This window comes from Hydrogenophaga defluvii, assembly GCF_042665235.1.
Taxonomy (GTDB): Bacteria; Pseudomonadota; Gammaproteobacteria; order Burkholderiales; family Burkholderiaceae_C; genus Hydrogenophaga; species Hydrogenophaga defluvii_A.
On sequence record NZ_JBHTBZ010000010.1, the window covers coordinates 109,471 to 128,947 of the forward strand.

Below are 19,477 nucleotides of genomic sequence, written 5' to 3' on the forward strand. Positions count from 1 at the left end.
GGGCCAGTCTAGGTCAGGCGCATCGATAATCGAAGTTTCAAATTTCAATGACTTCATTCAATCTATGAATGACATCGAGCACGGACTGCGGGCCATCACGCTGCGCCACCTGCGCTGCGTGGTCACGCTGGCCGAAGAACGCCATTTCGGCCGCGCGGCCGAGCGCCTGGCCATCACACAGCCGGCCTTGAGTAACGCCATGCGCCAAATGGAGCGCCTGGTGGGCACGCCGCTGCTGGCGCGTGAGAACCCGCGCTTCGAGCTGACGCCGGCCGGTGCCGAGTTGCTGCGCCGCGCCCAGTACCTGGTGCACACGGTGGACCTGACGCTGGAGGACATGGCCCAGATCCTGGTCAGCGGGCAGGCCCTGTTGCGCCTGGGCGTGGTGCCCTCGGCCGCAGCGCTCGTCACCGAAGCGCTTCAAGCTCATCGGCCGGTGGCCAGTGGCGAGCTCAAGGTCGATCTGCTGGACCTGCCCTCCAGTGCCTTGCTCGACGAACTGCGCCAGGGTCGCATCGACCTGGCCGTGGTGGCGCTCACCGATCCGCCCGACGGCCTGGCCGTGACCGAGCTGTTCGAAGACCCGCTGGTGCTGGTGCTGCCGCGCTCGCACCCGCTGGGCGAGGGCGCCGAGGTGGCCTGGCGCCAGCTGCGCCACGAGCGCCTGGTGCTGTTCGCCAGCGGCAGTGTGTCGGAGCTGGCCGGGCCGGCGAGTGCCCAATTCGCGCGCATCGAGCGCGAGCCGATGCGGGTGCAACATTCCGAGACCTTGTACGGCTGCGTGCGCAGCGGCCTGGCCCTGGGACTCATGCCCCGGCTCTACACCACCCACCTGGCCGACCCCACGCTGGTGGTGCGGCCCTTGGTGCGCCCCGCGATCGAGCGGCGCGTGGCTTTGCTGCAGCGGCCTGGGCCACAGCGCAGTGAGGCGGCCGAGCGGTTTGCGCAACACCTGCGCGAGCGGCTCAGCGGAGGGCGTCGTGGATGACGGCCCGCACGCGCGGGTAAATCTGCTGGTTCCACTTGCGGCCGCTGAACACGCCGTAGTGGCCCACGCCGGTCTGGATGTGGTGGGTTTTGAGATAGGGCCGCAGGCTGGTGCACAGGTCGTGGGCCGCCACGGTTTGCCCCACCGAACAGATGTCGTCCCGCTCGCCCTCCACCGTCATCAAGGCGGTGCGCCGTATGGCCCCGCAGTCCACACGGCGGCGGTTCACCATCAGTTCGCCACGCGCCAGGTCGTAGGTCTGGAACACCTTTTCCACCGTTTCCAGGTAGAACTCGGCCGGCAGGTCGTTGACGGCCAGGTACTCCTCGTAGAAGTTCTGGATCACGCTGGCCTGCTCCACATCGCCTTCGACCAGGTGGTTGAACATGTCGATGAAGGACTGTTTGTGGCGCTCGGGGTTCATGCTCATGAAGGCGCTGACCTGCACGAAGCCCGGGTACACACGGCGCATGAAACCCGCGTGGGGCAGGGGCACGTGGCTGATGAGGTTGTGCTCAAACCAATCGATGGGCTTGCTGACCGCCAGCCGGTTCACCTCGGTGGGGTTGATGCGGCAGTCCAGCGGGCCGGCCATCAGCGTGAGGCTGCGCGGCTGGGCCGGGTGGTCGTCTTCGGCCATCAACGCGGTGGCGGCCAGCGCGGCCACGCAAGGCTGGCACACCGCCACCACGTGGCAGCCTGGGCCGATGTGGGTGATGAAGCGGACCATGTAGTCCACGTAGTCGTCGAGCCGGAACGCGCCGTGGCGCAGCGACACGTCGCGCGCGTTGTGCCAGTCGGTGATAAAGACGTCGTGGTCTTGCAGCAGGGTGCGCACGGTTTCGCGCAGCAGCGTGGCGAAGTGGCCTGACAGCGGCGCCACCAGCAGCACGGGCGGCTGGTCGCTGACGCCAGGTTTCTTGAAGTGCAACAGGGTGCCAAATGGCAATTCGAGGGCTTTTTCCTCGGTCACCGGCACAGGTTCGCTGCCCACCAGCGCGCTGTCTATGCGGTAGGGCGGGCGGGTGTGGGTGAGCTTCATGCGGTGAAACACCTCGCTGGCGGCGGCCACGCGGCGCAGCAGGCTGCGCTCGGTTTTGTGCAGCCAGAGGGCGGCGCCGGTGTGTTGCGCCATCAGGCGCAGGGGCGACAGCAGGTCGGACTGGTTCTGGTAGGCCTGGTACAGCATGGGGGTCCTGTCGTGCTGTGGACTTGTGGTCCGGTGCGTGGGTGAACGCAATTTGTGGGCCAAGCACGGTGTTTCGCGGCCACGTTCATCGGTTCGTCTCAATCTGGCACAGGGCTTGCTGATGCCCCTCGAACAACAGGAGCAACCCCATGGCCAAAGCCCAATTGACGATCAGCAGCAAGAACTACGGCGCGTGGGCTTTGCGTGGGTGGTTGATGTGCCGGTTTGCGGGCCTGGATTTCACCGAGCACGTGATCCCGCCGGACGATCCGGCGATGAAGGCCGAGATGCTGCTGCTTTCGTCCAGCATGCTGGTGCCCTCGCTGCAGCACAACGGCATCAAGGTGTGGGACACGTTGGCCATTGGCGAGTATTTGCACGAGGTGAAGCCACGCGCGGGCTTGCTGCCGGCCGACCAGAAGGCGCGCGCGCATTGTCGTGCGATTTGCGGCGAGATGCATTCGGGTTTCAGCGCTCTGCGCAGTGCCTTGCCCATGAACATCAAGGCGCATTTCCCGGGCTTCAAGGTGTGGTCGCGTGCGGTGGCCGACATCGAGCGTGTGGTGGCCATCTGGAAGGAATGCCTGGTGGCGCACGGCGGCCCGTATCTGTTCGGCAAAACGCCGGGGTTGGCCGATGCGATGTATGCGCCGGTGGTGACGCGTTTCCTCACCTACGACGTGGCGCTGGAGCCGGTGTGTGCCGCGTATTGCCAGCGCATCATGGCCTTGCCGGCCATGGTGGAGTGGGTGACGGCGGCGCGCGAGGAGCCGGAGGAGATTGACGAGTTGGATGCGGAGTTTTGACTCGGTTCTTGCCGGGCTTGCTTCGCCCGAGGACATGGGGTGCCTGGCTCCGCGGCTGTCCTCCGCCGGCTGCGCCGGCTCCCCCTTTATGCCGCTGCGCCAGGCACCCCATGCCCTCGGCCCCCCACCATGCAGGCACACCAACGGTGGCACGCCCACACCGTTTCAGATCGGGATGCCCGGGTGCGCTGCGCAGCGGCATAAAGGGGGAGCCCCGCGCAGCGGGGCGGAGGACAGCCGCGGAGCAGCGCACCCGGGCGTCCCGATCCACCCCACACCGATCAAAACAGCACTATTTCCAAGGCGTAGACGCCGGAATCGCACACACCGGCTCCACGTCCACCGTCTTGAAATCGGCCGGTGAGACGATCTCCAGGTACTCCATGTCGGGCGAGTAGTCGAACAGGTAATGGCGTATGCCCGGGCGCTGGTGCACCACGTCGCCTGCTTCCACCAAGGTTTCCTTGTCTTCGTACATGAAGCGCGCCCAGCCCTTGACCATGATCACGATCTGGAAGTCCGCCTCATGCCGGTGCCAGCCCGTGCCCTCATCCGGTGCCATGTTGGCCTTGACGAGGTGCGCGATCACCTTGCCGTGTGTGGCTTCCGCAATGCCCAGATCGCGGTACAGGAAAAAGTCGCGCAGCCCTCCCGACACATAGTCGGTGTCGGCGGGCTTGACATGGGAAAACTGGGTGCCAGTGCGGTCGAGCATGGGGTTCTCCTTGCGCAGCCAAAGGTGCTGCACTGCAACATCAAGCATGAAGCATTCCAGTCGGGGTCACCGCCCGTCGGCCCTCTGGGATAATCGCCCCCCATGAGCGGCAACACCTTCGGCAATCTTTTCGCAGTCACCAACTTCGGTGAATCCCACGGCCCGGCCATCGGCTGCGTCATCGACGGCTGCCCACCCGGCATGGACCTGTGCGAGGCCGACATCCAGGCCGAGCTGGACCGCCGCCGCCCCGGCACCAGCAAGTTCGTCACCCAGCGCAACGAGCCCGACGCGGTGGAAATCCTGAGTGGGGTGTACGAAGGCAAGACCACCGGCACCCCCATCGCGCTGCTGATCCGCAACACCGACCAGCGCAGCAAGGACTACGGCAACATCCTGCAGAGCTTTCGCCCAGGCCATGCCGACTACACCTATTGGCACAAATTCGGCATCCGCGATCCGCGCGGCGGCGGCCGGTCTTCGGCCCGCCTGACCGCGCCCACCGTGGCCGCCGGCGCGGTGGCGCGCAAGTGGCTGAAGGAGCGTTACGGCACCACCTTCCACGGCTGCATGACGCAGATCGGTGACGTGGCCATTCCCTTCGAGAGTTGGGACCACGTGCCCAACAACCCGTTTTTTGCCCCGGTGGCCGATGTGTCGGCATTGGAGGACTACATGAACGCGCTGCGCAAGAGCGGTGATTCCTGTGGTGCCCGCCTGCGCGTCACGGCCCGCAACATGCCTGTGGGGCTGGGCCAGCCGCTGTACGACAAGCTCGACGCCGACATCGCCTACGCCATGATGGGGCTGAACGCCGTCAAGGGCGTGGAGATTGGTGCTGGCTTCGACAGCGTGACCCACAAGGGCAGCACCCATGGCGACGCGCTCACGCCCAATGGTTTCGCCAACAACAACGCGGGCGGCGTGCTGGGCGGCATCAGCACCGGGCAGGACCTGGAGGTGGCCATGGCCATCAAGCCCACCAGCTCCATCCTCATTCCTCGCGACACCATCGACCTGCAAGGCCAGCCTACCGAAGTCATCACCAAGGGCCGGCACGACCCCTGTGTGGGCATACGCGCCACGCCCATTGCCGAGGCGCTGCTTGCGCTGGTGGTGATGGAGCACGCCCTGCGCCAGCGCGCCCAGTGTGGCGACGTGACCGTGGGCACGCCCGACATCGCGGCGCTGGGGCGTTGAAAAGTGATCCGGCGCAGGGCCGTCCCAAGGCGGATCAGCCCCCTCGGGGGGCAGTGACCCGCACAGCGGTGGAACCTGGGGGTGGACAGCTCGCGCCCTTTGCGGCGCTCTCGGCCTCCTACTTTGCGCACATCGGGTTTTTCAACCCTTATCTCTCGCTGTGGCTCAAAGACCTGGGCTACGGGCTGTTCGCCATCGGCTTGTTGACCTCGGTGCAGTCGGGCACCCGGCTGGTGGCGCCCTATGCGTGGGGCTGGTTCAGCGACCACACGGGCGAGCGCGTCAAGCTGCTGCGCTACAGCGCTTTGGCCGCGCTGCTGTTGTCCCTCGGTTTGTGGTTCGAGTGGTCGTTGTACGGCCTGATGTTCTTGCTGCTGCTGATGTTCGTGAACACCAGCGGCATGATGCCCATGAGCGAGGCGGCCATGGCCCACCTGGTGAGCCAGGACGGGCGGTTCGATGCCGCTCGCTATGGCCGGGTGCGCCTGTGGGGCTCGCTGGGTTTTCTGGTCACGGTGGTGGTGGCCGGGGCCTGGTTTGAACGTTTTGGCATGGGCCACTTCCCGGCCTGGGCACAGGGCACGCTGATCGCGGTGGTGTTGAGCGCCTGGTGGTTGCCCAACCTCAAAGAGGCGCCCCATGCTGCCGACGACCAGGGGCACATCGGGCCGGTGCTGCGCCAACCTCAGGTGCGCTGGTTTTTTGCGGCCATGTTATTCCATGTGCTGGCCCACATCTTCATCTACGCCTTTTTTTCGCTCTACCTCGATGGGCTGGGCTACAGCAAGACCGTGATTGGCTTGCTGTGGGCGGTGTCGGTGCTGATCGAGATCGGCTGGTTTTTCACCCAGGGCCGCTGGCTGCCCTTGCTGTCGCACAGTGGCTGGCTGGTGCTGGCCGCCGCGCTGATGGTGGTTCGCATGGTGTTGACCGCCGGCCTGCCGCTGGTGTGGCCGCTGTTGCTGTTGGCGCAGATGCTGCACGCCATCACCTTCGCCACCCACCACACGGTGTGCATCGCGCTGCTGTCGCGGCATTTTCCGGGGCGGTTGCGCGGTCGCGGCCAAGCCTTGTACTCGGTGGTGGGCTACGGTTTCCCTGGGGTGCTGGGTGGGTTGGGTGGCGGGGCGCTGAGTGCCGTGTGGGGCTTGACCAGCATGTTCTGGTTGTCGGCCGCGTGTGCTCTGGTGGCCACGGCCTGCGCGCTGCGGTTGCGCGCACTGGACAGACGCGCATAAGCACCGGGTGTTGGGTGCGGCGGGTCGTTACCATCGGTCCCTTATGCCCACAGCCCGCACCCAAGATCGCCCGTCCTTTTTCCGTTCCGCGCCTGCAGACGAGGCGCCTGTGCCCTGGAGCGGCCGGGTGAGCGTGTACGACCTGGGGCGCCCTGGGGGGCTTTTGATCGCCGCGCTGCTGCAGTGCGCAGAAGAGCGGGGGCTGTCGCTGAGCGATCTGGCCACGCACATGGGCGTGAGCTACTGGAGCCTGAGTCAGTTGCGCATCGGTTTTCGGCCCATCGAAACGTTGGACGAGGACCTGGCCCAGGCCTGCGCCGATTACCTGGACCTGCCACGCCTGACCGTTGACATGCTGGCGGGCCTGCTGGACCCCGCGCAGGCGCTGGCCGAAGAAGACCTGAGCGGCGAAGACATCCTGCATGCGCGGCAGCTCTTGGCGCGCACGCCCGATGCCTTGCTGCTGTTGCCCGCAGCCAACCGGATGCGTCCCTTGCAGGGTCTGGCGGTGGACGAGCTGGCCGCCTTGCACCGTGCTCACGGCAGCAATCCGGCCGTGGTGGCGGTGCTTCGGGCCGAATTGAACCACCGGCCGATGTCCAAAACCGAGCTGTTGCGTGCGGCGCTGGGGCCCGTCGCTGCCGCCGATCCGGCGCCGAGCGCCCAGGCTGCGCCGCCGCCCAGCGGCATCCTGCGCTGCGGCTGCTGCCAGAAGCGGCTGCGCGTGCCGCACCTGGCTGAACCCGGCGAAATCCGCTGCCCCGGCTGCCAGACCGAATACGCCGTGCACTGGCAAGACAGCGTCTGCCTGGTGGAGCGCATTGCCGCACCGGAGGCTGATGACGCGCCTGAAGAACAGGCCACCGACGCGGACGACACATCGCCCTGGGTTGTGCTGGGGCTGGCCGAAGGCAGCCCGTGGGAGGCGGTGGAGCGCGCGCGCCGCTCGCTGCTGCAGCAATACCATCCGGACCGGCTCGGCCACGTGTCGCCCCTGGTGCGCCAATTGGCCGAAGCGGCGTTCAAACGCGTGGGCGAGGCCTACGACACACTCAAGGCGCAGCAGTAGGGACATGGTGGGCCCGTCGGTGGCGGGCATCGAAATGGCCTAGCATGTTGGCCTGTTTCACTGACGGCCCCCGCGTGGGCCTTTGCGCCATGACTGCCTCTCTCAAGATCGATTTTGTGTCCGACGTTTCCTGCCCTTGGTGTGCCGTGGGCCTGGGTGCGCTGGAGCAGGCGCTGGAGCGCCTGCAAGGCACGGTGAAGGCCGATCTGCACTTCCAGCCCTTCGAACTCAACCCCCAGATGCCGCCTGGCGGCCAGGACATCACCGAACACCTGACGGAAAAGTACGGCTCCACGCCCGAAAAACAGGCCGAGATCCGCGAGATGATCCGCCAGCGCGGCGCCGAGGTGGGCTTTGAATTCAGGCGCGAAGGCCGTGGCCGCATCTACAACACGTTCGACGCCCACCGCCTGCTGTTGCTGGCCGAAAACGAAGGCCAGCCTGGCCAGCAACACGCGCTCAAGAAGGCGCTGCTCACCGCTTACCACGGCCGCGCCGAGAGCCCCGAGTCGCATGAGGTGCTGTTGCGCCTGGCCACCGAGGTGGGCCTGGACCCAGCCCGTGTGCAAGCCGTGCTGGCCAGCGACGAACTGGCCGACGAAGTGCGCGCGCAAGAGCTGATGTACCAGCGTGCCGGCATCCGCTCCGTGCCCGCCGTGGTCATCAACGACCGTCACCTCATCTCCGGCGGCCAGCCAGCCGAGGTGTTCGAGCAGGCCTTGCGCCAGATCGCCGCTGGGGCCCAGGCATGACGCTGGCCCCCGCCGAGGTGGAGCGCCGGTTGACCGAGCTGGAGATCAAGGCCAGCTACGCCGACGACACCCTGGACCAGCTCAACCAAATCATCTACCGCCAGCAGCAACAGATCGACCGGCTGGAACGCGAGTTGGCGCAACTGCGCCAACAACAGCCAGAGGCGGGCGGGGCGGTGTTCCGCAGCCTGCGCGACGAACTGCCACCCCACTACTGATCCTTTTTTCCAACGAGGCCACCATGAGCATCACCTTGTTTTCCGCCAGCCAGCCCGTGTTCCGCAACGCGCTCACCAACCTGCACCACCTGCTGGAAAAAGCCCGTGCCGACGCCGCCACCCGGGGCTACGACCCGCAGGTGCTGGTGAGCTACCGCCTGGCCCCCGACATGCTGCCTTTCAAGTCGCAGGTTTTCATCGCCTGCGACGCCGCCAAGCTGTGTATGGCCCGCCTCGGTGGCCTGGACGCCCCCAAGTTCGACGACACCGAAAACACGCTCGAGGAGCTGCAAGGCCGCATCCAGAAGACGCTGGACTGGCTGGACACCGTGCCCGCCAGCGCCATCGACGGCCAGGAGGCGCGCGAAATCACCTTCCCGGTGGGCAAGGCCGGCACCCGCACCATGTTGGGCGAGGACTACCTCAAGAGCTGGGCCTTGCCCAACGTCTTCTTCCACGTCACCACGGCCTACGCCATCCTGCGCCACAACGGTGTGCCGCTGGGCAAGCGCGACTACCTGGTGGGGCCGGCAGCTTGAACATCGTCTGAATCAAATGGGTGAAAAGCAACAAATTATTTGAACGTTGACTTCAGCGGGCGGCGCTTGTGGATGGTGGGTTGTGCTGCCATCCTTGACACATCCCACACCACAAGGAAAACGCCATGTCACACGCCGCCTTGCCCACCCTGTTCCTCTCCCACGGCTCGCCCATGTGGGCGCTGGAGCCCGGGGCGTCTGGCCCGGCGCTCACCCGCTGGGCCGAGGGTTTGCGTGAACAGCTGGCCACCGAGGGCCAGCCCCTGCGCGGCATCGTGCTCATGTCGCCCCACTGGATGGCGCGCCAGCCGGCGGTGATGACCAACGCCCAGCCCGCAACCTGGCACGACTTTGGCGGCTTCCCCGAACCCTTGTACCGCCTGCAATACCCCGCGCCCGGTGCACCCGCACTGGCCGCGCAGGTGCTGGGGCTGCTGCAGGCGGCCGGTGTGCCCGCCGTGCCCGATGCCCAGCGCCCGCTGGACCACGGTGCCTGGGTGCCGCTGATGCACCTGTTCCCGCAGGCCAACGTGCCGGTGGTGCAGGTGGCGCTGCCCGCCAGCGCCGGCCCGCGCGAGGTGTTTGCCATGGGCCAGGCCATGTCCGGTTTGCGCGGCGAAGGGGTGCTGGTCGTCGGCTCCGGCAGCATGACGCACAACCTGGGTGAGTTCTTCAGCGGCATGCCGCAGCAGGACGACCCCGCCGCCGCCTACGCCAACGAGTTCAGCCGCTGGATCGAAGATGTGGTGGCGCGTGCCGATGTGGATGCGCTGCTGGACTACCGCGTCCGCGCGCCTCACGCCGTGCGCGCCCACCCCACCGAAGAGCATTTTCTGCCCATCTTTTTCGCGCTGGGCGCGGCCGGGTGGGGCAGCGACGCCGCTGTGGCACCCAACTACCTGACGCGCGAAATCATGTACCGCTACCTGGCCATGGACGCCTTTGCACTGGGATGACCACACCACCCCGTTGCTTGCCCGCTGCGCGTGGCCGCATCCCCCTCAAGGGGCGACACCAGCCGTCCGGCAAAGCCGGCCCGGCGGTGTCCCCCGGCTGGGGTGCCTCACGCGTCGCCCACAGCGCTTCGGCGCAACGACCCAAATGAACGACACACTTCTCCAATCGCTTGAGCGCCCGGCTGCGGGCACCCCCACACCTTGGCTGCTGGTGCTCATGCACGGCGTGGGCAGCAACGAGCAAGACCTGTTCGGCCTTGCGCCGTATGTGCCGCCGCACTTCCATGTGCTGAGCCTGCGCGCACCCTTTGTGCTGGGGCCGGGCAGTTACGCCTGGTTTGAGTTCGATGTGCGGCCCGATGGCTCGCGCGCCATCGACGGTGAGCAGGAGCTGGCCAGCCGCGAAGCGCTCACACGTGAGATCGCGGCCCACGCCCAACGTCTTGGTGTGCCACCTGCGCGTGTGCTGGTGGGCGGCTTCAGTCAGGGTGGCATCATGGGCTTGAGCCTGTTGTTGACGCAGCCTTCGCTGATGCAAGGCGCCTTTGCGCTGCACAGCCGCCTGTTGCCCGAGGTGCTGACGCTGGCCGCGCCTGCCGCCGAGTTGGCCGGCAAACAACTGTGGGTCAGCCACGGTTTGCAGGACATGGTCATCCCCTTGGCGCAGGCACAGCGCATCCGCGAGCACTTTGGCGCCTTGCCGGTGGCGCTGGACGGTGCCGATTTCCCCGGCGGGCACGAATTGCGCCCGGCCGAACTGCAGCAGTGGATCGCCTGGCTGCAGCGCATCACTTCTAAGGAGACGACGTGAGCAACACCCACCCCATCCTGAGCGCGCAGGCGTTGGGCTTCCAGTGGCCCACGCTGGACCCGTTTCTGTTCTGCGTGCACCACAACGACCACTACCCGCCGGGCAACGCCCAGTTGGGGCCCGCGGCGTCGCTGGCTGGCCGCCAGATCGGGCAGGACTTCTCGCAGAAGGACGGCTGGAGCATGTACCACGGCGAGCAGGTGCCCGGTTTTCCCGCGCACCCTCACCGGGGCTTCGAGACCGTGACGATCGCGCGCCGTGGGCTGATTGACCATTCGGATTCGCTGGGGGCCGCCGCTCGTTTTGGCGAGGGCGACGTGCAGTGGCTCACGGCTGGGCGTGGCATCGTGCATTCCGAGATGTTCCCGCTGCTGCAAGCCGACCAACCCAACCCCTGCGAGTTGTTCCAAATCTGGCTCAACCTGCCCGCCGCCCGCAAGATGGCCGCCCCGCACTTCACCATGTTCTGGGGCCAGGACATCCCGGCCCTGCAGGCCGGCGGCGTGGAGGTCAGTGTGGTGGCAGGTGCCCTGAATGGCGCACCGGCTCCCCTGGCACCACCGCCCGAATCATGGGCTGCTCAGCCCGATGCCGACGTGGCCATCTGGACGCTCAAGCTCGCCCCCGGCGCCCGCTTCACGCTGCCTGTAGCGCAAGGCCAGGGTACGCGGCGCATGCTGTACTTTTTTGCTGGCACCGCCCTGCGCGTTGGGGGGCATCTGGTCGATCAGCACGCCGCGTTGGAATTGGACGCAGCCGCAGCGGTGGAGCTGGTGAATGGCGATACCGCTGCCGAATGCCTGATGCTGCAAGGCCGGCCCATCGCCGAGCCCGTGGCCCAGTACGGCCCCTTCGTGATGAACACGCAGGCCGAAATCCACCAGGCTTTCAGCGACTACCAGCGCACCCGCTTTGGTGGGTGGCCCTGGCAGAACGAGGCGCCCCACCATGGCGCCGAGCGGGGCCGTTTTGCACGCCACCCTGATGGCCGTGAGGAGGCGGCTCGCTGAGACGACGCGTGTCCGCTTGCGGGCGGGTCAGTGCACGCCCAGCGCCCGGCCAATGTGCTGCCGCTTCACCGTGGGTTTGGGCACCTTGCACGGCAGGTGTTCGAACCAGCGGCGCACGTCGTCCTCCAGGCACAGGCCGTGCATGAAGTTGTAGATGGCCTTGCGCAGGCCCTGGCCCAGGGCGTCGTGGTCCACGCCCGGTGGCATGGGGGTGGGGTCGATGAAGCCGATGTCGTTCTTGGCGAAACTCACCGCCGGCAGGGGAATGAGTTCGATGCCGTAGGCCTCGGGGTTTTTGCCCACGGGCGAGTGAACGGTGCAGGTAAAGCGGTGGAAAAAGCCGCTTTGGATGCAGCCGTTTTCGAACAGCTGGCGCACGTACTCCAGGGCATCCACCGTGTCTTGCAGCGTCTGGGTGGGAAAGCCGTACATCAGGTAGGCGTGCACGAGGATGCCGGCGTCCGAAAAGCCTTTGGTCACACGCGCCACCTGCTCCACCGACACGCCTTTTTTCATCAGGCCCAGCAGCCGGTCGCTGGCCACCTCCAGCCCACCGCTCATGGCAATACAGCCGCTTTGGGCCAGCAGGTCGGCCAGCTCGGGCGTGAAGGTTTTTTCAAACCGGATGTTGCCCCACCATGAAATGTGCAACTGGCGGCGGATCAGTTCCTCGGCCAGGGCCTTGAGGGCCTTGGGTGGTGCGGCCTCGTCCACGAAGTGGAAGCCGGTCTGGCCGGTTTCTTCCACGATCTGCTGGATGCGGTCGGCCAGCTTGTGGGCGGTGGCGGTCTCGTAGCGGCCGATGTAGTCCAGGCTCACATCGCAGAAGCTGCACTTTTTCCAGTAGCAACCGTGTGCGACGGTGAGCTTGTTCCAGCGCCCGTCGCTCCAGAGGCGGTGCATGGGGTTGAGCATGTCGAGCAGGCTCAGGTAGCGGTCCAGCGGCAGGCCATCCCAGGTGGGCGTGCCCACGTCTTCAAACGGGATGTCGGGCTCGGTGATGTTCACGTATTGCACGGCGCCGCCGTCGTTGCGCACAAAGGTGCGCTGCAGGCGCTGGCGCCCACGCTGGCCTTGCAGGTGCTCCACCAGCGACAACACCGGCCGCTCGCCCGCGTCCAGCGTCACGAAGTCCACGAAGTCGAACACGCGCGGGTCGCTCAGTTCGCGCAGCTCGGTGTTGACGAAGCCGCCGCCGAGGGCGATGACGATGGACGCATCGTGTGCCTTGACGGCCTGCGCGATGCGAAACGCAGCGTAAACCGAGCCCGGAAAAGGCACGGAGAGCAGCACCAGCCGGGGTTGGTGCCGCGCGATGGCCGCCAACGTCAATTCGCGCAGCAGCTCGTCCACCAGCGTGGGCGGTGCCGCCAGGGCTTGCGCCAGCGGGTCGAAGCGGGGCTGGCTGGCGGCCAGGGATTCGGCGTAGCGCACGAACTCGAAACGGTCGTCCACCGCGTCGCGCAACACGTCGGCCAGGTCGTTGAGGAACAGGGTGCACAGGTGGCGGGCCTTGTCCTGCACGCCCAGGGCGCCGAAGGCCCAAGCCAGTGGGTCGCCGCTGCCGTCATCGATGTAGGCGTCCAGCGCCGCAAAGCGCGGGCCTTCGGGCAGCAGGCCACGCGCAGCGATGCGGTGGGCGAGTGTCGAGTCGCGCCCCTGCAGAAAGGCGATGGCTGTGGCGATGGTGCTGCGGTAAAGCGCGAACTGATCAAGAAACGCGTGCACGCTGGCCGAGCGTTCGGCGTCGGGCAGGGCTTGGGCACGCTCGTGCACGGCGTCGAGTCCGGCAGGGGTGAAGAGGCGCAGCACCAGTGCCAACGCCAGGTCTTCCTGCACCGCCGGCACACCACGCGAACGCAGGAAGCCGGTGAGGTAGGCGGTGGAGGGGTAGGGCGTGTTGAGCTGCGTCATCGGGGGGATGAGGCTCAACACGCGGAAATCGGAAATCATGCGGGCAGGGAGAGAAAGCGAAGCAGCGAGCTTAGCCCACTAGCGAACCGGCCGCACAGTCGGCACGCGTGCCTTATCCTGGGATGCCGTGGAGCCGGCTCTGCCGGTCCGCTGGCATCGCCCCGTGGGGGGTGACGCCGCAGGCGGCGCGGGGGGAGCCAATCAGCATTCCACGATGTTCACGGCCAGCCCGCCGCGCGCGGTTTCCTTGTATTTGGTTTTCATGTCGGCGCCGGTTTCGCGCATGGTCTTGATGACTTTGTCGAGGCTGACGAAGTGCGAGCCGTCCCCACGCAGCGCCATGCGCGCGGCGTTGATGGCCTTGACGGAGGCGATGGCGTTGCGCTCGATGCAGGGGATTTGCACCAGGCCGCCCACGGGGTCGCAGGTCAGGCCAAGGTGGTGTTCCATGCCGATTTCGGCGGCGTTTTCCACCTGTTCGGGTGTGCCGCCCAGCACCGCGCACAAGGCGCCGGCGGCCATGGAACAGGCCACGCCCACCTCGCCCTGACAGCCCACCTCGGCGCCGCTGATGCTGGCGTTTTCTTTGTAGAGGATGCCGATGGCCGCCGCCGTGAGCAGGAAGTCCACCACACCTTCGTCGGTGGCGCCGGGCACGAAGCGGCGGTAGTAGTGCAGCACCGCCGGCACAATGCCCGCCGCGCCGTTGGTGGGCGCCGTCACCACCCGGCCGCCAGCGGCGTTTTCTTCGTTGACGGCCAGGGCGTAGAGGTTGACCCAGTCGAGCACGGCCAGCGGGTCGGTCAGGGCTTTTTCGGGGTGGCCGGTCAGGTCTTTGTAGAGGCCGGGCGCGCGGCGCTTGACCTTGAAGCCACCGGGCAGCACACCTTCCGTTTGGCAACCGCGCACCACGCAGGCTTGCATCACCGCCCAGATGTGCAGCAGGCCGTCGCGCACCTCGCCTTCGCTGCGCCAATGGGCTTCGTTGGCCCGCATCACGCCGGCAACCGACAAGCCGTGTTCGCGGCAGCGTTGCAACAACTCGTCGCCCGAGCGGAAGGGGATGGGCAGGGCGGTGGTGTCGGGGGCTATTGCTTTCTGGCGGCTGCCATCGGCGGCCAGTTCGTCGGTGACCACAAAACCCCCGCCCACCGAGTAGTACACGCGTTCTACCAGCAAGCCACCCGCCGCGTCCCAGGCTTGCAGCCGCATGCCGTTGGCGTGTAAGGGCAGGGGCTGGCGGTAGAAGGACAGGTCTTCGCGCTCGTTCCAACCGATCTCGTGTTGGCCCAACAGCCGGATGTGCGCCGTGCCACGGATCTCGGCCACGGTCGCCGCCACCGATTCGATGGGCACGGTCTCGGGCTCGTGGCCGGCCAGGCCCAGCAGCACCGCCGTGTCGCTGCCGTGGCCTTTGCCGGTGGCGCCCAGCGAGCCGTGTAACCCGCAGTGCACTCGCGCCACCTGCGCCAGCACCCCCTGGTTCTGCAAGCCCGCCACAAACAGCCGCGCCGCCCGCATCGGGCCCACCGTGTGCGAGCTGCTGGGGCCGATGCCGATTTTGAAGAGATCGAAGGCGGAGATGGCCATGGGGTGCTCCGGCGGTGGTGTGTGGGTCAGACAGCGTGGGCGGGTACGCCGAGCTGGGTGGGGCGCTGCTGTTGCTGCCACTGTGCCACATGCCCCGCCACCATGTCTGCCGTCACGGCCGACAAGGTCCAGCCCAGGTGGCCGTGGCCGGTGTTGTAGAACACATTGGCGCGCTTGCCGGCGCCCACGCGCGGCAGCATGTTGGGCATCATGGGCCGCAGGCCGGCCCAGGGCACCACCTGGCGGGTGTTGACGCCAGGGAAACACTGGTTCACCCAGTCGATCAGCGGGCGGATGCGGTCGGCGCGGATGTCGCGGTTGACGCCGTTGAACTCGGCCGTGCCGGCCACGCGGAAGCGGTCCACACCCAGGCGGCTGGTCACCAGTTTGGTTTCGTCGTCCAACAGGCTCACGTTGGGCGCGGCACGCTGGCTTTGTTCATCCAGCAGGTTGACGGTGATGGAGTAGCCCTTGACGGGATAGACGTTCAGGCGGTCGCCCAGTTGGGCGCCCAGCTCGCGGCTGCCCACGCCGGCACAAACCACCAGGGCGTCGAACTGGTGCGTCTGCGTGCCATGTTCATCGGTGGCGGTGACGCTGGCGCGCTGGCCGTCGCTCACCAGGCGCTGTACCTGTTGGCCGTACAGCGTGCGCACGCCCAGGCGCTCGGCGGCGGCGGCCAGGCCCACGGTGAACTTGTGGATGTCGCCGGTCGAATCGCTCTCGGTGTAGAAGCCACCAAAGTAGGTGCCGGCCAGGGTGGGCTCGATGGCGCGCATCTCGTCGGGCGTGACGGCGCGGCGCGGCAGGCCGCCCTCGGCCAGCAGCTTGGAGACTTCGGCCGCGTGGTCAAAGCCCTTTTTGTCGCGGTAGATGTGCAGGATGCCCTGCTTCTTCAGGTCGAAGTCAATGCCTTCGGCCTGCGCCCAGCCAAACAGGTGCTCGCGCGCCGCAATGGCCAAGCGGGCGGTTTCCACGGTGTTGTCGCGGTAACGCGGGATGTGGGCGATGAACTCGGCAAACCACGAGAGCTTGTGCCAGCTGGGCTTGGGGTTGACCAACAGCGGCGCGTCGCTCTTGAGCATCCATTTGAGGCCTTTGAGCACGGTGGATGTGTGGTTCCATACCTCGGCGTTGGAGGCCGAGAGCTGGCCACCGTTGGCGAAGGAGGTTTCCATGGCGGCGTAGCGGTGCCGCTCGAACAGGGTGACGGAAAAACCGCGCTTGACGAGCGCGTAGGCTGTGGTGACACCGGTGATGCCACCGCCGATGACGGCGATTGATTGCTGCATGGTTTCAGGCTCCAAACGTCGAGGATGGGAGTGCCACACACACCGTGTGCATGGCACGCCCCCTCTGTTTGTGACCTGAGAGATTCACCCACTGTGTGCCTTTTAGGCGGCGGGTTTGCTCCTGCGGTGGGCCGGGTGACGAATCCCGACCGCTCTTCAGAGTTTTGTTCGCAAGACCGGTCCTTTGGCCTGAGAGTTTCCGGGGCGGTTGCTCCTTCGGCGCCGCGCTGCCTTCTCAGGCGCGCGGTCTCTCCCGATCCTGCGTGGGGCCTTACAGACCCGAAAAAATCAATCGGTGGCGAGTTCCCCCACCGGCACGCAGCTGCAGAACAGGTTGCGGTCGCCGTAGACGTTGTCCACCCGGCCGACCGAGGGCCAGTACTTGGTGTTGACCGCGTGGCCTTTGGCGGCAGCGGCCAGCTCGCGCGCGTAAGGACGGTTCCAATCGCTTTGCAGCACGGTGGCCGCGGTGTGCGGTGCGTGTTTGAGCGGGTTGTTGTCCTGCGGCCACTCGCCTTTTTCCACACGGCGGATTTCCTCGCGGATGGCGATCATCGCGTCGATGAAGCGGTCCAACTCCTCCCGCGTTTCGCTTTCGGTCGGCTCCACCATCAAGGTGTTGGCCACCGGGAAGCTCAACGTGGGCGCGTGAAAACCGTAGTCCATCAGGCGCTTGGCCACGTCCTCGGCCATCACGCCGCTGGTTTCCTTGAGGCCGCGCAGGTCCAGGATGCACTCGTGCGCCACATGGCCGTTTTCGCTGGCGTACAGCGTGGGGTAGTGGTCCGCCAGGCGCTTGCTGATGTAGTTGGCACTCAGGATGGCGGCTTCGGTGGCGTGCTTCAGGCCGTCGGCGCCCATCATGCGGATGTACATCCACGAAATCGGCAGCACGGCCGCGTTGCCTAAGGGGGCAGCACTCACGGCGCCCACGCCACTTTTCACGCCACCCGTTTCGTGACCGGGCAGGAAGGGCACGAGGTCGTCGACCACACACACCGGGCCCACGCCGGGGCCGCCGCCGCCGTGTGGTATGCAGAAGGTCTTGTGCAGGTTGAGGTGGCTCACGTCCCCGCCGAACTCGCCGGGTGCGGCCACGCCCACCAGGGCGTTCATGTTGGCGCCATCCACGTACACGCGGCCACCGTGGCGGTGCACCAGGGCGCACAGCTCTTTGACGGTGGTCTCGAACACGCCGTGGGTGGACGGGTAGGTGATCATCACTGCGGCCAGCTTGTCGCTGTGCTGCTCACACTTGGCTTGCAGGTCCGCCATGTCCACGTTGCCGTTGTCGTCGCACTTGGTGACCACCACCTGCAGGCCCACCATTTGCGCGCTGGCCGGGTTGGTGCCGTGGGCGCTGCTGGGAATCAGGCAGATGTTGCGGTGGCTTTCACCGCGCGAGGCGTGGTAGGCCTGGATGGCCAGTAGGCCGGCGTATTCGCCCTGGCTGCCCGCGTTGGGTTGCAGGCTGATGCCCTTGTAGCCGGTGGCTTCGCACAGCCAGGTGCGCAGTTGCTCGTCGAGCTGCTGGTAGCCCTTGAGCTGGTCGGCGGGGGCGAACGGGTGGACGTTGGCGAACTCCGGCCAGGTGATGGGAATCATCTCGCTGGTGGCGTTGAGCTTCATGGTGCACGAGCCCAGCGGGATCATGCTGCGGTCCAGTGCCAGGTCCTTGTCGCTCAGCGCGCGGATGTAGCGCAGCATGCCCGTCTCACTGTGGTGGCTGTTGAACACCGGGTGCGTGAGGAAGCTGCTGGCGCGGCGCAGGCTGGCTGGGATCAGCGGCTCCACGCCGGCGTCAAAGTCGGCCACACGCGGCAGGCTTTGGCCTTCGGCGGCGAACACGCCCCACAACAGCTCGATGTCGGCGCGGGCCGTGGTTTCGTCGAGCGACATGGACACGAACTGGCCCCAGCTCACGCGCAGGTTGGCCTGCTTGGCGCGGGCCTTGGCGGCCACGGCCTGGGCGGTGGCGGCATCGGGCAGTTTCACGGTCAGGGTGTCGAAAGCGCTGTCGCTGGTGAGCGTGTGGCCCAGCGTTTTGAGGCCTTGGGCCAGGATGGCGGTGTAAGCGGCCACGCGCTGGGCGATGCGTTTCAATCCTTCTGGACCGTGGTAAACGGCGTACATGCTGGCGATGACGGCAGGCAGTACCTGCGCGGTGCAGATGTTGCTGGTGGCCTTTTCGCGGCGGATGTGTTGCTCGCGCGTTTGCAGCGCCAGGCGGTAGGCCGGGTTGCCGTGCACGTCCACGCTCACGCCCACCAAGCGGCCGGGCAGGGAGCGCTTGAACTCGTCGCGGCAGGCCATGTAGGCGGCGTGGGGGCCGCCGGCACCCATGGGCATGCCAAAGCGCTGGGTGGTGCCGACCACGATGTCCGCTCCCCATTCGCCTGGGGGCGCCAGCAGGGTGAGAGCCAGCAGGTCGGCAGCGACGATCACGCTGCCGCCTTTTGTCTTGTACTGGGTGGTCCAGTCACGCAGGTCGCGCACTTCGCCATTCAGCGCGGGGTATTGCAGCAGCACCCCAAAACTGTCGTTCTCCAAGGCTTCGGGGCCAGTGCAAATGCGGACGTCGATCCCCAAGGGTTTGGCGCGGGTGCGCACCACCTCAAGTGTTTGGGGGAGCACTTGGTCGTCCACATAAAACACGTTGGACTTCGACTTGCCCACCCGCATGGCCAGCGTCATCGCCTCGGCGGCGGCGGTGGCTTCGTCCAGCATGGACGCGTTGGCAATCGCCATGCCGGTGAGGTCGGTCACCATGGTCTGGAAGTTGACCAGCGCCTCCATGCGGCCTTGCGAGATCTCGGCCTGGTAGGGCGTGTAGGCGGTGTACCAGGCGGGGTTTTCCAGGATGTTGCGCAGGATCACGCCGGGCGTGTGGGTGCCGTAGTAGCCCTGGCCGATGAAGCTCTTGAACACCTGGTTTTGCTGCGCGATGGCTTTCAGTTCGGCCAGTGCGACGGCTTCGGTCACGGCCTCGGGCAGCTTCATGCCGGTGGACCGTGCGATGCTGCGTGGCACGATGCTTTCGATGAGCGCACGGCGCGAGGCCTCGCCGATCACGGACAACATCATGGCCTCGTCCTCGGCACTGATGCCGATGTGGCGGGCGATGAATTCGCTGGGGTTTTCGAGGGCTTCGAGCGGGGGCGTGGCGGGCTTCAGCATGGGGGGCTCCAGA

General features: G+C 66.6%; 17 protein-coding genes and 1 riboswitch. Of the genes, 11 read left to right on the top strand and 6 right to left on the bottom strand.

Annotated features, from left to right (window positions below; translation table 11 throughout):
* The first annotated feature begins 64 nt into the window (after positions 1 to 64).
* On the top strand, positions 65 to 988 hold the full coding sequence (locus ACFQU0_RS04290) for a LysR family transcriptional regulator (RefSeq protein ID WP_382198885.1): 924 nt from the start codon (positions 65 to 67) through the stop codon (positions 986 to 988).
* Here ACFQU0_RS04290 and ACFQU0_RS04295 read toward each other — a convergent pair.
* Positions 966 to 2,177, bottom strand: coding sequence for a polyhydroxyalkanoate depolymerase (locus ACFQU0_RS04295; protein WP_382198886.1), 1,212 nt, complete (start codon positions 2,175 to 2,177; stop codon positions 966 to 968). The two genes, ACFQU0_RS04290 and ACFQU0_RS04295, sit on opposite strands and share 23 nt — an antisense overlap.
* 149 nt (positions 2,178 to 2,326) lie before the next feature.
* On the opposite strand from ACFQU0_RS04295, the gene ACFQU0_RS04300 reads away from it, so the two are divergent.
* A complete protein-coding gene (locus ACFQU0_RS04300; RefSeq protein WP_382198887.1) occupies positions 2,327 to 2,983 on the top strand; it encodes a glutathione S-transferase in 657 nt (218 codons plus the stop codon).
* A gap of 292 nt (positions 2,984 to 3,275) precedes the next feature.
* Here the strand turns inward: ACFQU0_RS04300 and ACFQU0_RS04305 are convergent, their stop codons facing one another.
* Positions 3,276 to 3,698, bottom strand: a complete 423-nt coding sequence (locus tag ACFQU0_RS04305) for a cupin domain-containing protein (protein WP_382198930.1) — start codon at positions 3,696 to 3,698, stop codon at positions 3,276 to 3,278.
* A 102-nt stretch (positions 3,699 to 3,800) separates the two neighbouring features.
* Here ACFQU0_RS04305 and aroC point away from each other — a divergent pair, with 102 nt between their 5' ends.
* From aroC to ACFQU0_RS04350, 9 genes are all read left to right on the top strand, one after another.
* Positions 3,801 to 4,898, top strand: a complete 1,098-nt coding sequence (gene aroC / locus ACFQU0_RS04310; protein WP_382198888.1) for a chorismate synthase — start codon at positions 3,801 to 3,803, stop codon at positions 4,896 to 4,898.
* Positions 4,899 to 4,951: 53 nt separating this feature from the next.
* Positions 4,952 to 6,136: an MFS transporter gene (locus tag ACFQU0_RS04315; RefSeq protein WP_382198889.1), complete on the top strand. Its 1,185-nt coding sequence runs from the start codon at positions 4,952 to 4,954 to the stop codon at positions 6,134 to 6,136.
* Between the two features lie 43 nt (positions 6,137 to 6,179).
* A complete protein-coding gene (locus ACFQU0_RS04320; RefSeq protein WP_382198890.1) occupies positions 6,180 to 7,205 on the top strand; it encodes a hypothetical protein in 1,026 nt (341 codons plus the stop codon).
* A gap of 89 nt (positions 7,206 to 7,294) precedes the next feature.
* A complete protein-coding gene (locus ACFQU0_RS04325) occupies positions 7,295 to 7,957 on the top strand; it encodes a DsbA family oxidoreductase (RefSeq protein ID WP_382198891.1) in 663 nt (220 codons plus the stop codon).
* Positions 7,954 to 8,175: a SlyX family protein gene (locus tag ACFQU0_RS04330; RefSeq protein WP_382198892.1), complete on the top strand. Its 222-nt coding sequence runs from the start codon at positions 7,954 to 7,956 to the stop codon at positions 8,173 to 8,175. The genes ACFQU0_RS04325 and ACFQU0_RS04330 overlap by 4 nt, the downstream gene beginning before the upstream one ends.
* Positions 8,176 to 8,198: 23 nt before the next feature.
* Positions 8,199 to 8,714, top strand: a complete 516-nt coding sequence (locus ACFQU0_RS04335) for a DUF1993 domain-containing protein (RefSeq protein WP_382198893.1) — start codon at positions 8,199 to 8,201, stop codon at positions 8,712 to 8,714.
* 125 nt (positions 8,715 to 8,839) lie between these two features.
* The gene (locus ACFQU0_RS04340) at positions 8,840 to 9,670 is read left to right on the top strand and encodes a DODA-type extradiol aromatic ring-opening family dioxygenase (RefSeq protein ID WP_382198894.1); all 831 of its coding nucleotides are present in this window, start codon (positions 8,840 to 8,842) and stop codon (positions 9,668 to 9,670) included.
* A 145-nt stretch (positions 9,671 to 9,815) separates the two neighbouring features.
* Entirely contained in the window at positions 9,816 to 10,481 is a 666-nt protein-coding gene (locus tag ACFQU0_RS04345) for an alpha/beta hydrolase (RefSeq protein ID WP_382198895.1), read from the top strand.
* Complete coding sequence (locus ACFQU0_RS04350; RefSeq protein WP_382198896.1) at positions 10,478 to 11,491, top strand: pirin family protein; 1,014 nt, start codon at positions 10,478 to 10,480, stop codon at positions 11,489 to 11,491. Before ACFQU0_RS04345 ends, ACFQU0_RS04350 begins: the two co-directional genes overlap by 4 nt.
* 27 nt (positions 11,492 to 11,518) lie before the next feature.
* Here the strand turns inward: ACFQU0_RS04350 and ACFQU0_RS04355 are convergent, their stop codons facing one another.
* The 4 genes from ACFQU0_RS04355 to gcvP form a co-directional block, all read right to left on the bottom strand.
* Positions 11,519 to 13,444 (bottom strand): B12-binding domain-containing radical SAM protein, encoded by a 1,926-nt coding sequence (locus ACFQU0_RS04355; protein WP_382198897.1) that lies wholly within the window; start codon positions 13,442 to 13,444, stop codon positions 11,519 to 11,521.
* Between the two features lie 162 nt (positions 13,445 to 13,606).
* Positions 13,607 to 14,995: an L-serine ammonia-lyase gene (locus tag ACFQU0_RS04360; RefSeq protein ID WP_382198898.1), complete on the bottom strand. Its 1,389-nt coding sequence runs from the start codon at positions 14,993 to 14,995 to the stop codon at positions 13,607 to 13,609.
* Positions 14,996 to 15,021: 26 nt separating this feature from the next.
* Positions 15,022 to 16,287, bottom strand: coding sequence for a D-amino acid dehydrogenase (locus tag ACFQU0_RS04365; protein WP_382198899.1), 1,266 nt, complete (start codon positions 16,285 to 16,287; stop codon positions 15,022 to 15,024).
* 167 nt (positions 16,288 to 16,454) lie between these two features.
* Positions 16,455 to 16,553: riboswitch (glycine riboswitch) on the bottom strand.
* A gap of 22 nt (positions 16,554 to 16,575) precedes the next feature.
* Positions 16,576 to 19,464: an aminomethyl-transferring glycine dehydrogenase gene (gene gcvP / locus ACFQU0_RS04370; RefSeq protein ID WP_382198900.1), complete on the bottom strand. Its 2,889-nt coding sequence runs from the start codon at positions 19,462 to 19,464 to the stop codon at positions 16,576 to 16,578.
* Positions 19,465 to 19,477: the final 13 nt, after the last annotated feature.